The sequence below is a fragment of the Arthrobacter sp. Soil761 genome (genome assembly GCF_001428325.1).
GTDB lineage: Bacteria > Actinomycetota > Actinomycetes > Actinomycetales > Micrococcaceae > Arthrobacter.
This window is the reverse complement of the sequence record NZ_LMSF01000012.1, coordinates 239,902-251,670: the sequence shown is the minus strand read 5'-3', so window position 1 is coordinate 251,670 and position 11,769 is coordinate 239,902. Positions and strand designations below refer to the sequence as shown.

General features: G+C 65.6%; 12 protein-coding genes. 3 read left to right on the top strand and 9 right to left on the bottom strand.

Annotation, left to right across the window (positions count from 1 at the left end):
- Positions 1 to 74: 74 nt before the first annotated feature.
- From ASG79_RS09280 to ASG79_RS09255, 6 genes are all read right to left on the bottom strand, one after another.
- Positions 75 to 278 carry a ubiquitin-like protein Pup gene (locus tag ASG79_RS09280; protein WP_018761343.1) on the bottom strand — a complete coding sequence of 68 codons (204 nt, stop codon included), beginning with the start codon at positions 276 to 278 and terminating at the stop codon, positions 75 to 77.
- Between the two features lie 84 nt (positions 279 to 362).
- Entirely contained in the window at positions 363 to 2,036 is a 1,674-nt protein-coding gene (gene dop / locus ASG79_RS09275) for a depupylase/deamidase Dop (protein WP_018771120.1), read from the bottom strand.
- The gene (arc, locus tag ASG79_RS09270) at positions 2,033 to 3,784 is read right to left on the bottom strand and encodes a proteasome ATPase (RefSeq protein WP_018771121.1); all 1,752 of its coding nucleotides are present in this window, start codon (positions 3,782 to 3,784) and stop codon (positions 2,033 to 2,035) included. Before arc ends, dop begins: the two co-directional genes overlap by 4 nt.
- Before the next feature lie 82 nt (positions 3,785 to 3,866).
- Complete coding sequence (locus ASG79_RS09265) at positions 3,867 to 4,931, bottom strand: tRNA (adenine-N1)-methyltransferase (RefSeq protein WP_018771122.1); 1,065 nt, start codon at positions 4,929 to 4,931, stop codon at positions 3,867 to 3,869.
- Between the two features lie 96 nt (positions 4,932 to 5,027).
- Positions 5,028 to 6,233, bottom strand: a complete 1,206-nt coding sequence (locus ASG79_RS09260) for a site-2 protease family protein (protein ID WP_018771123.1) — start codon at positions 6,231 to 6,233, stop codon at positions 5,028 to 5,030.
- Positions 6,226 to 6,957 (bottom strand): HAD family hydrolase, encoded by a 732-nt coding sequence (locus tag ASG79_RS09255; RefSeq protein ID WP_056390350.1) that lies wholly within the window; start codon positions 6,955 to 6,957, stop codon positions 6,226 to 6,228. Before ASG79_RS09255 ends, ASG79_RS09260 begins: the two co-directional genes overlap by 8 nt.
- 151 nt (positions 6,958 to 7,108) lie before the next feature.
- Here ASG79_RS09255 and ASG79_RS09250 point away from each other — a divergent pair, with 151 nt between their 5' ends.
- Positions 7,109 to 8,014, top strand: coding sequence for a PAC2 family protein (locus tag ASG79_RS09250; protein WP_018771125.1), 906 nt, complete (start codon positions 7,109 to 7,111; stop codon positions 8,012 to 8,014).
- A 76-nt stretch (positions 8,015 to 8,090) separates the two neighbouring features.
- Here ASG79_RS09250 and mshC read toward each other — a convergent pair whose 3' ends face one another.
- A complete protein-coding gene (gene mshC / locus ASG79_RS09245) occupies positions 8,091 to 9,368 on the bottom strand; it encodes a cysteine--1-D-myo-inosityl 2-amino-2-deoxy-alpha-D-glucopyranoside ligase (protein WP_056390347.1) in 1,278 nt (425 codons plus the stop codon).
- Between the two features lie 15 nt (positions 9,369 to 9,383).
- The gene (locus ASG79_RS09240) at positions 9,384 to 10,217 is read right to left on the bottom strand and encodes an undecaprenyl-diphosphate phosphatase (protein ID WP_018771127.1); all 834 of its coding nucleotides are present in this window, start codon (positions 10,215 to 10,217) and stop codon (positions 9,384 to 9,386) included.
- A 51-nt stretch (positions 10,218 to 10,268) separates the two neighbouring features.
- Between ASG79_RS09240 and ASG79_RS09235 the strand changes: the two genes are divergently transcribed.
- Entirely contained in the window at positions 10,269 to 11,204 is a 936-nt protein-coding gene (locus tag ASG79_RS09235) for an aldo/keto reductase (protein WP_018771128.1), read from the top strand.
- 18 nt (positions 11,205 to 11,222) lie between these two features.
- On the opposite strand, the gene ASG79_RS09230 is transcribed toward ASG79_RS09235, so the two are convergent.
- A complete protein-coding gene (locus ASG79_RS09230; protein WP_018771129.1) occupies positions 11,223 to 11,489 on the bottom strand; it encodes a hypothetical protein in 267 nt (88 codons plus the stop codon).
- A gap of 40 nt (positions 11,490 to 11,529) precedes the next feature.
- On the opposite strand from ASG79_RS09230, the gene ASG79_RS09225 reads away from it, so the two are divergent.
- Complete coding sequence (locus tag ASG79_RS09225) at positions 11,530 to 11,763, top strand: DUF5703 family protein (RefSeq protein ID WP_018771130.1); 234 nt, start codon at positions 11,530 to 11,532, stop codon at positions 11,761 to 11,763.
- The last annotated feature ends 6 nt before the right edge of the window (positions 11,764 to 11,769 follow it).

Here is an 11,769-nt window from a genome sequence, read left to right as displayed (position 1 = left end):
CTCCTTGAACGTGGTACTTCAACGTCGGTACAGATTCCGGCCGTCCGCGGCTTCCGCCACCTTCCGGGTCCGGGTTACTGGCCGCCCTTTTGCACGAATGCCCGGACGAACTCTTCGGCGTTGGATTCCAGGACGCCGTCGATTTCGTCGAGCAGGTCGTCCACGCCTTCGGTCGACGCCGAAGCCTGCGCCTCGGGCGGTGCCGGGGGTGCCTCGGGGATGTCGTCTTCGACCTGGCTGTCGCGTGACTGCGGCTGCTGCTGCTCCTGGCCTGCCATTGGATTCCCTCCTTTTTCCTCCGGTGGATCCGGCGGATCCTCCGATATGCCCATCCTGCCACGGGACGGGCGTTCCGGCGCGGTTTACGCCGCAGGCGGAGTACTGTTGTGTCCCAGCAGTTCGCCGAGGAACGGTCCCGCTTCCCGGTAGCGCTCAAACAACGCTCCGGTCAGGGCTTTGGTTCCCCTCAGTGGTTCCCTGGTAGGCACCCGCTGAAGCCGTCCGTAACCGGGCACGTCGAAGATGACCGAGTCCCAGCTTGCCCCCACCACATCCTTGCCGAAGCTGCTGATGCACTTTCCGCGGAAGAAGGCCCGGGTGTCGGCGGGGGGCTCGGCCACGGCAGCGGAGATGGCAGCATCGTCCACCACGCGCTGCATCCGGTTCCTGGACAACAGGCGGTAGTAGAGGCCTTTCTCCGGCCTGATATCGGACCACTGGAGATCCACCAGGCCAAGCCGGGCATCGCTCCACTCCAGTCCATCACGCTGGCGATACCCATCAAGCAGGGTAAGTTTCGCCAGCCACTCCACGGAACTGGCAGCCGCGGCCCTGTCACTGTCCAGTTGGGTGAGAACGGCAGCCCACCGTTCCAGGACCTCGTGTGTGTGCCCGTCACCGTCCACGGCGTCACCGACGCCGGTGTCCTGGGCGAGTTTGGCTGCGGCTTCGTGGTACATCCACTGAAGGTCCAGCGCCGTGACCCGCCGTCCGTCCAACAGGCGCAGCTTTGCTGTCAGCGAGGTATCGTGACTCACCGTTTTGAGCGCTGCCACCGGCTCGTAGACTTCGATTTTGGGGGCGAGCCCTGCCTCAATGAGGCTCAGGACCATGGCCGTGGTGCCGAACTTCAGGTAGTTGGACACCTGGCTGAGATTGGCGTCACCGATGATGACGTGCAGGCGCCGGTACTTGTCGGCGGTGGAATGGGGCTCGTCGCGGGTGTTGATGATGGGCCGGCGGATGGTGGTTTCCAGGCCGACCTCGGCTTCGAAGAAGTCGGCCCGCTGGCTGACCTGGAAGCCCGGGGTTGAACTGTCCTGTCCTATCCCGAGCCGCCCGGCCCCGCAGACCACCTGCCGGCTGATGAAGAATGGCGTGAGCCCGCGGACAATGTCGCCAAAAGGGACCGAACGGGGCATGAGGTAGTTCTCGTGCGAACCGTAGGACACGGACTTGTTGTCCGTGTTGTTCTTGTAAAGGTTGACCGGCGGGAGCGCCGGGTCCGCCGCCAGCCGGCGCACGGCCGCCAGCCCCACAAGGTCGCCGGCAGCGTCCCAGGCCACAGCGTCCCGTGGGTTGGTGACCTCGGGGCTTGAATACTCCGGATGGGCGTGGTCAACGTACAGCCGGGCCCCATTGCCCAGGACCATGTTCATGAGCAGCGTCCCCGACTCGTCCTGGCCGTCCAGTTCGAGTTCCTCGCGCCCGTAGGCCAGGGCCACCGCCTCCGCGTCAAGCACTGGTGGCTGGTCGGTCAGCTGGGTGGGGTGTGCAGCTCCCCGGTCCACGGTCCAACCCCGGGCATCGTGCAGCGGCTCTTCGTCGGTATAGTCCCAGCGGGTCTCGGCCCCGCCGGCCGCCCGCTGCCTGGTGACCTGGGCATAGGCCTGCACCACCCGCGCGCTCATCATGGTGGCGTTGGCCGAGGGTGCGGAGGGGGCGTGGATGCCGTATTCGGTTTCCGCCCCCATGACCCGCATGGCCCCGCCGACGGGGAGCGCTTCCCCGGCAGCGGGTCCCTTTGCACCCGTCATAGATACTGTCCCGTGGTCGGCATCGTCTCGATGGACTTGCCCGGTTCCTGGCCGGCCTTGCCCTGGACGATGGTGCGGATGTAGGTGATCCGTTCGCCCTTTTTGCCGGAGATGCGTGCCCAGTCGTCGGGGTTGGTGGTGTTGGGCATGTCCTCGTGTTCGCGGAACTCGTCCACCACAGCGCGCAGCAGGTGCTCGATCCGGAGGCCCTTCTGGTGCGTGGTCAGCAGGTCCTTGATGGCGTACTTCTTGGCCCGGTCCACCACGTTCTGCACCACGGCGCCCGAGTTGAAATCCTTGAAGTAGAGCATCTCGGTGTCACCGTTGGCATAGGTGACCTCCAGGAACTCGTTGGACTTATCGGTGGAGTACATGGCTTCGACCGTGCGCTGGACCATGGCGTCAACCGTGGCCTGGACGTCGCCGTTGTGCTCTGCGAGGTCCGATTCGTGGAACGGCAGGTCCGGCGTGATGTATTTGTTGAAGATGTCCGCGGCGGCTTCGGCATCGGGACGCTGGATCTTGACTTTGACGTCCAGCCGGCCGGGCCGGAGGATGGCGGGGTCGATCATGTCCTCACGGTTGGATGCGCCGATGACGATGACGTTGTCGAGGCGTTCCACGCCGTCGATCTCACTGAGGAGCTGGGGCACGATGGTGGTTTCGACGTCGGACGAGATTCCGGTGCCGCGGGTGCGGAACAAGGAATCCATTTCGTCGAAGAAGACCACTACGGGGCTGCCGTCCGATGCCTTTTCCCGGGCGCGGGAGAAGATCAGCCGGATGTGCCGCTCCGTTTCGCCCACGTACTTGTCGAGGAGTTCAGGGCCCTTGATGTTCAGGAAGTAGCTCTTCAGGTCCACGTTCCCGGACCGCTCGGCGGCGCGGGCAGCGAGGGAGTTGGCGACAGCCTTGGCGATGAGGGTCTTGCCGCAGCCCGGAGGCCCGTACAGCAGGATGCCCTTGGGCGCCTTCAGGCCGTGCTCCCGGTAGAGGTCGGGGTGCAGGAACGGCAGTTCCACCGCGTCCCTGATCTGCTCGATCTGGGGGCCAAGGCCGCCGATGTCCTCGTAGGTGATGTCCGGAACTTCTTCCAGGACCAGGTTCTCCACCTCGGAGCGCGGCACCTTCTCGAGTGCGTAGCCGGTCCGCGAATCCACGGAGAGGGCGTCGCCCACCCTGAGCTTCTCGGCCTGCAGCGCGCCGGAGAGCCGGACCACGCGTTCTTCATCGGCCCGGCCCACCACCAGGGCCCGGTCCCGTCCCAGCATCTCCTTCAGGGTGGCCAGCTCGCCGGCGCGCTCATAGCCGAGCCCTGCAACGATCAGGAGGGCTTCGTTGAGCAGCACCTCCTGGCCTACCGCCAGCTGGTTGATGTTTACCAGGGGGCTGATGCCCACCCGCATCTTCCGGCCGGCGTTGAAGATGTCCACCGATTCCTCCGTGGCAGCCTGTCCGCTGTTGCCGGGGGAAGGCTGCCGCTTTGGGTTGATCTGGAGGATGGTGCCGAAGCTGTACGGCGGCTGTCCTTCCTGGTCAAGGGCGTTTTTCAGCCGGAGAATCTCCGCCTTGGCCGTCTCAAGCATGCTGACCAGCTTGGTGTTGTTCTGCGTTGCCGCTGCCAACTGGCGGTCGATGTGCCTGAGCTTGTCCCGAAGTATGTTGACCTGGCGGTCAGCAACCGAGAGGTCGTTGGCGGCAGACTGCTCTGCCGGTGTACGTCCGGAGTCCTGGTTTGGTGTCTCCATGATGTATCAGCCCCTTCCTGCGCTTCTCTTAAGACATTAGTCCCAAGATGCCGGGTAGGGATGGAGACTCCCGAAATGTGGACTAGTTCGTAACCTCGGGCGTGTCCACCACATTCGTTCCGGCGATGGCGTCCCGGGCTGCCCGCCGCAGCTTCTTGTCTGACACCGCCCGCTCCCCTACAGCACCGGGAGTCCAGGCATTGACATCCTCTTCGTTGAATTCGGTCTTGGACGGCCGCCGCTTGACCGAGATGCCCGTCACACCGTCGGCGAGCCGGCGGGTGACCAGCAGGAACCCGGTGTGGGCCACCATCCGGTGGTCCGGCCGGACCGCGAGACCCTCAAGGTGCCAGCCGCGGACCAGCGATTCCCAGGCGTCAGGTTCAGTGAAGCGGCCGTCGGCGCGGATCGCCTCGGCCGTACGGGAGAGCTGGGTGACCGTGGCTACGTAGTTGATCCAGACGCCGCCGGGCGCAAGCACGGTGGCGACGGCGTCGAGGCATTCCCAGGGCGCCAGCATGTCCAGGACCACGCGGTCCACGGAGCCGGGCTCTTCAGCCTTGACCACTTCCTCCTGGAAGTCGCCGAGCGAGATCTGCCATGCAGGATGCGGGCCGCCGAAGATGGTCTCCACGTTTCCCCGGGCGATGTCCGCAAACTCTTCACGCCGCTCGAAGGAGTGCAGGTAGCCGTTGTCCCCCACGGCGCGGAGCAGGGAGATGGACAAGGCACCGGAGCCGACGCCGGCCTCCACCACGCGGGCCCCGGGGAAGATATCCGCCATGGTCACGATCTGGCCGGCGTCCTTGGGATAGACCACGGCGGCGCCGCGCGGCATGGACAGCACGAAGTCGGACAGCAGCGGGCGCAGGGTCTGGTACTGCTGGCCGACGTTGTTCACCACAACGGAGCCGTCCACCTTGCCGATGATCTCATCGTGGTTCAGGAAGCCCCGGTGCGTATGGAAGGCGCCACCGCGTTCAAGCGTGATGGTATTCATGCGGCCACGTTCGTCGGTGAGCTGGACACGCTCGCCTTCCCTGAAGGGGCCGCGGCGACGGGCGGCTCCCACCGGCTGCGAGCCGCTGGCGGCAGCACCGGCTTGCGCTGCTCCGGTGGCGTCGTTGACGGCAGTTTCGCTGCTCATGATGTTCCTCGCTCCTGTAAACCTTTTGTGCCGCGGCCAAAGTGCCCACGGATATTGTGGCCCCTGGCGGCGGCAATGCACGACCGGCAGGTAACTCTACCGGTTCTGGCCCTGCGGGTGCCTATCGGTGCGCTGGCGCCTCCCTGTGATGGCCGCGAGGACAACGTCCTGGGTGAGCAGCCCGGTGACTTTGCCATTGTGGTCCACCACTGCGTAGTGCCGTCCCTCAACCTGCGAAAGAAACTGGATCAGCTCCTGCCCCTTGGACCACTCGGGAACATAGGCTCCCGCAGCCAAGGGAAACGAAATGGCGGTGACTGGCGTCGAATCGGCTGCGGCGTCGGGCACCGAGGCCAATGCGCCGGGGTCCACCACACCCTGCGGCCGGCCGTCCGGTCCGCACACCACCACGGACTTCGTTCCTTCTGCCGCCAGGCGGAGGGCGTCACGGACAGTGCCCGAGGCAGGCACCCCAACGGCCGGCGTCGACAATCCCGCTGCGCTGACCAGCGGCAGCCGTGCCCGCAGCGTGCCCTGCTGGATGGAAGCCGAGGCACCCATCCACAGGAAGCCGCCCACCAGGATGGTGATCATCAGGAGGCTGAAGTCCGGCTGGTCGCCGGCGAGGTAGGGGCGAAGGAGGAACCAGTAAGCGATCGCCAGGACGATGATGCGCCCACCCCAGCCGGCTGCCACGGTTCCTTTCGCCTGGCTCCCGGTGGCCTTCCACACGATGGATTCGACAATGCGCCCACCGTCCAGCGGCAAGCCCGGCAGGACATTGAAGACGGCGATGAGGAAGTTGGCCCACATGAAGATGTTCGTCAGGATCTCGGCGACACTTCCCAGGCTGTTGGTGCCCAGGACCAGCCAGGCTCCGCCGGCGAGGACAAAATTGGCCGCCGGTCCGGCCAACGCCACCAGGACGGACCGGCCGGGGGAAGACGTGAAGCTCTCGAACTGGGTGTGCCCGCCCCAGAGGTTGAGGACGATCTTCTGGGTGGGCCATCCGTAGATTTTCGCCGTGAGGGCGTGCGCGAGTTCATGGACCAGCACCGAGAGCAGGAGCAGGACGGCGTAGGCGAAGGCCACGAGATAGGCGCTCATGCCCAGCATGGGGTTGTTCCGCGCCAACACGGGCCCGTACGCGATGACGGTGAAGGCCGCGATCACAAACCAGGAGTAAGCAAGCACGACAGGAACGCCGGCAATGCGTCCCAGCGGGATGCCGTCACGGCGTCGTCCCGTGGTGCCCGGCGGGGTGCCCGGTTCGGTGTCCCGCTGAGTGCCTGGATCAGCCACGGGAGTCACCAGCGGCGGTGGTGGCCGGCACCGTTGCCTGCGCCCCGGGGAGCAGGGCTTCAAGCTCCACCAGGCCGCGGCCGGCCAGGGAGTCCCAGAGTGCGTAGCTGCCGTCGTCGGGCAGTGGAACGATGTGCGGGACAGCCACCGTGGCGACGCCGGAGGCTACGGCCGCGGCCACGCCCGGTACGGAATCCTCGAGGGCAACGCAGTGGTGGATTCCGAGATCAGGATCGCTTTCCTGGAGCAGTTCGACGGCGGTCAGGTAGGCCTCGGGGTGCGGTTTGCCCTGGGTCACGGTGTCACCCGTGACCAGGACTTCAAAGTAGGGGCGGGGAAGGCTGGCCACCACTTGGCGGGCCAGCGGCCCCTCGGACATGGTGACCAGGGCGCAGCGCACGCCTGCCAGGTGCAGTTCTTCGAGGAGTTCCCGGGCGCCTGGGCGCCATGGCACCTGCTGCTGGACGCTGCTGATGACCTGGGCGGTCAGGGCGTCGATGATCTCGCGGATTTCCAGCTCGACGCCTGCCTGCTGGAGCAGGCCGGCGGAGAACGTCAGTGACTGGCCCACCAGTTGCATGGCCTGGTCGTGGCTCCAGGTGCCGCCATGGGCCTCCACCAGGGCACGCTCCGCGGCAATCCAGTATGGCTCGGTGTCCACGATGGTTCCGTCCATGTCCCATAGGACAGCTTTGAGCGGGGAACCGGTGGCAGGAAATCGCATGACGCCAGTCTACGGGGCGTGGCTGGGCGGAGGCTGTGGGCTACGCCCTTGGCGAATATGACGCAGGCGGGGTGCCCTTTGCGCCGGTTAGCGGCGATTTGCGGCGCTTCATTCCATGCACGAGTGCGCACCTTGGACGTAGGGTGAAGAAATGAATAGCTTCGAGGGAGACACCGCCGAACAAGGTGCCGGACCCGAGCGGGAACGGTTCCTGCAGCCGGTGGCTGACGGACAGCGCGTAACCGTAATGCTTGCCGCCTTTGAAGGGTGGAACGACGCCGGAGAGGCGGCCAGCGATTCGCTGCGGTACCTGAACAAGTTGTGGGGTGGCAAGAAAGTCGCATCCATTGATGCGGACGAGTACTACGACTTCCAGTTCACGCGCCCCACGGTCCGCAGGAACTCTGCCGGTGAACGCAAGATCAAATGGCCTTCCACCAGGATCTACAAAGCCTCGGCGCCCAACTCCAACGTGGACGTCATCTTTGTGCAGGGAACCGAGCCGTCCTATAAATGGCGCGCTTACACCGCGGAGTTGCTGGTCCATGCAGAGGCTTTGAAAGTGGACTACGTGGTGCTGGTGGGTGCACTGCTGGCGGATGTTCCGCACAGCCGCCCCATTCCGGTCAGCACGTCGTCCGATGACGCCCAGCTCCGGGAACGCATGAACCTGGAAGCCTCGCAGTACGAAGGCCCGGTGGGGATCGTGGGGGTCCTGTCCGAGGTGGCACTGCTGGCCGGGCTCCCCACCGTATCGTTGTGGGCCGCGGTGCCGCACTACGTGGCACAGGCCCCCTCCCCCAAAGCCCAGCTTGCCCTGCTGCACCGCATCGAGGAACTGCTGCAGGTGCCGCTGGACACCCACGAGCTGGCGGAGGAGGCGGACGCATGGGAGCGCGGCGTCGACGAGCTGGCCACCGAGGACCCGGAAATTGCTGCCTACGTCCGGCAGCTGGAGGAAGCCAAGGACACCGCCGACCTTCCTGAGGCCAGCGGCGAGTCCATTGCCCGCGAATTTGAGCGGTACCTGAAGCGGCGGGGCCAGGACCGGCCCTGACATTAAAAGGGACAGGGGCCGGGCCGGGAGGAATCCCGGCCCGGCCCCTGTCTGTTTGCTGACGTGGAGCCGAAGCCTAGAGCCGGATGCCAAGAAGGGCGTCCACCGCGTCCCTGACCAGGCTGCTGTCGGCGGGGCTGGCGGCAGCACCGCCGTCGTTCGCTGAACGTGCCCAGCGCGAGACTGCGGCGACTGCGGCGGGCGCGTTGAGGTCCGCTGCCAGCGCCGCCCGCATGTCGGCCAGCAGTTCGCGGCCCGAACCTTCCGGGGCGTGGTCGAGGGCCTTCCGCCACGCTGCAAGGTCTGCCTTGGCAGCGGTGAAGCCTTCATTCGTCCAGGACCAGTCGGAACGGTAGTGGTGGGCCAGGATGGCAAGGCGGATTGCTGCCGGGTCTTCACCGGCGGCGCGAAGCCTGGAGACCAGCACCAGGTTGCCCTTGGACTTGCTCATCTTCTCCCCGTCGAGCCCCACCATGCCGGCGTGTGCGTAGTGCCGGGCAAGCGGTACCCCGGCCAACGAGTATGCATGGCCGGCACCCATCTCATGGTGCGGGAAGATGAGGTCCGAACCGCCTCCCTGCACCGTGAAGGGCGAGGGCAGGTATTTTTGGGCGATCACTGTACATTCGATGTGCCAGCCGGGCCTGCCCGCGCCCAGGCTTCCACCGGGCCAGCTTGGCTCGCCGGGCCGTTCCACCCGCCACAGCAGCGGATCAAGGGCCTGCCGCTTCCCGGCGCGGCCCGGGTCTCCGCCGCGTTCGGCAAAAAGCTCCAGCATGGTGCTTTCGCCAAGGTGGGAGATGCATCCCAGGGACCAGGCATCAGGTGCCGTTGACTGCTTGCCGGCCGCTTCGACGTCGTAATAGACATCCCCGTCGGGTTCCCCGTTGCTGCCGGGAACCTGGTAGGCCAGCCCCAGGCTGACCAGCCGCTCCACCTCGGGGACGATGAGGCCAATCGACTCCACGGCGCCAACGTAATGGTCCGGCGCCAGGACATTCAGCGCCTCCATGTCCGTCTGGAAAAGTTCAACCTGCTCCGCCGCGAGGTCCTGCCAGTCGACTCCGGTGGCAGTGGCGCGTTCCAGCAGGGGATCATCCACGTCCGTGACGTTCTGCACATAGGAGACCTCGCTGCCGGCGTCCCGCCACGCGCGGTTCAGCAGGTCAAAGGCCACATAACTGGCGGCGTGGCCCATGTGGGTTGCGTCGTAGGGAGTGATGCCGCAGACGTACATGGACGGCCGTGCTTCCGGTTCCAGCGCCACTTCGCGGCCTGCCGCGGTATCGAACAGCCGGATGACGGGCATGTTTCCGGGCAGGGCAGGAACGGGGCGGGAAGTCCAGGATTTCACAAGCCAAGCCTAGTCCTAGGCGCTGATGACGCCGAAACCGAGCAGGAGGTACAGGGCCAGCCCCAGGAAGATCCGGTACCAGACAAAGAGCCGGTAGCTGCGCGTGGATACGAACTTCAGGAACCAGCCGATGATGACATAGCCCACCACCAGGGCGATCACGGTGGCAAGGGCAGTTTCCGGCAGGCCGAACGGGCCGGAGATGCCTTCCTTGGTCACCACCTTGTAGAGCTGGTACAACCCGCTGCCGAAGACCGCGGGGATGGCGAGCAGGAAGGAGTACCGTGCGGCGGCTTCGCGCGTGTAGCCCATCAGCAGGCCCGCGGTAATGGTGCCTCCGGAGCGGGAGACGCCGGGAATCAGTGCCAGGGCCTGGGCCAGCCCATAGAGGATGCCGTGCTTGTAGGTCAGGTGCGCCAGGTCCCGTTTCTGGGCCCCCACGGCGTCGGCCACGGCGAGGAAGAGCCCGAAGACGATCAGCATGGTGGCCACGATCCACATGCTGCGCAGTACCGATTCGATCTGGTCCTGGAAGAGCAGGCCCAGCACGATGATGGGCAGGCTGCCCAGGATCACCAGCCAGCCCATGCGGACGTCGGGATCCTGCCGCGGCACCTTGCCGGTGAGGGAGCCGGCCCAGGCTTTGACGATCCGGACGATGTCGCGCCAGAAGAAGATCAGCACGGCGGTCTCCGTGCCGAGCTGGGTGATGGCCGTAAAGGCCGCCCCCGGGTCCTCCGCGTTGGGAAGGAACTCCCCCACGATCCGCAGGTGTGCGCTCGATGAAATAGGTAGAAATTCGGTCAGTCCCTGCACAAGGCCCAGCAGGGCCGCTTCAAACCAGTTCACGCTAAGACCCTACGGCATGGCGGTGGTGCATCTGCCCGTAAGCTTGCTGCTATGCAGCAGCGTTACGTCGGCAACAGTGGATTGCGAGTTTCCGCCCTCTCCCTGGGCACCCGGTCCTGGGGTGGGGAAACTGACGAACAGGACGCGTCCGAGTTGCTGCGTACCTTCCTTGATGCGGGCGGCCGGCACGTGGACACATCGGCGTCGTATGCGGGCGGGGGCTCGGAGGCCATCCTTGGCTCACTCCTGGGTGATGTGGTGTCCCGCACCGAAATTTCCATCTCCACCAAGGCAGGGATGACGACGCCGGACGGGCGGCGCGCGGTGGACACGTCACGCAATGCGATGCTCACCGGACTTGATGCGAGCCTGGCCAGGTTGGGCACGGAATATGTGGACCTCTGGTTTGCTGAGGCCTGGGACGGCAACGTTCCCCTCGATGAAACGCTGGCTGCGCTGGAATTTGCGGTACGCACCGGCCGGGCGCGGTACGCCGGAATTTCGAACTTCAGGGGCTGGCAGGCTGCGAAGGCCGCAGCCACCAGCAGTGTGCCCCTGGTTGCCGTCCAGGCGGAATATTCATTCCTTCAGCGGACGGCGGAGGCGGAACTGATCCCTGCCGCGGAGGATGCCGGGCTTGGGCTGATGGCGTGGGCTCCGCTGGGCCGCGGCGTCCTCACCGGGAAGTATCGCGGCGGCATCCCCGCCGGGTCACGCGGGGCGTCGGCCAGCGAATCGGCCTACGTGGAGCCTTACCTGGAGGAGAAGCCGTCGCGCATCGTGGATGCGGTATGCATGGCGGCCAACGGCCTGGGCCGGACTCCCCAGGACGTCTCACTGTCATGGCTGCTGTCACAGCAGGGAGTTGCCACCGCCATTGTCGGCGCCCGCACGCCGGTGCAGTTGAAGGAACTCCTGGACGTCCAGCCCGCACCGCTGCCACCGCAGATTGCGCGGGCTTTGGAGGATGTCTCCGCCGCCTTCTGAGTTCCTGCCCCGGCGCGGCTATTCCTCGACGATTTCCAGGTCCTCGTCCTCGTCCACGTCGGCTTCCTCGTCCTCTTCGTCCTCGTCGTCAAAGACCTGCAACGGGGTGACCTCGTTGTAGGCCTCGTACAGCGCGTCCTCGTAAACTTCGAAGGCATCGGCCACTGCGAAAAAAGCTGCCTCAACGGAGGGGTCACCGTCCCCGCGGCGGTTCGATGCTGCTATAAGGTGTTCTTCCAAAGCGGTGGTCAGGGACGAAAGCGCGACACGCGGATCGATGCTCATGACTTCACGTTAGCCGGAAAAGGACGAAAATGGAGAGCAAATGAAGGAACAATTTCTCACCAGCTCGGTCCAGCGGGAACGGGATTATTTGCGGCAGTACGAGTACCTCGTGCTAACCGTCAGCCCTGATGATTCCCTGCCGGAGGCACGCCGCCGCCTGGTGGAACACTCCGAATACGGCAAGTGGGAACTGGAACGCAGCAAGCTGTACGTGGGCGGCGGCAGGCGCTTTTGGCTGCGGCGCCGGGTGATGCAGGTCCAGCGGACCGTTTAGGAGTCG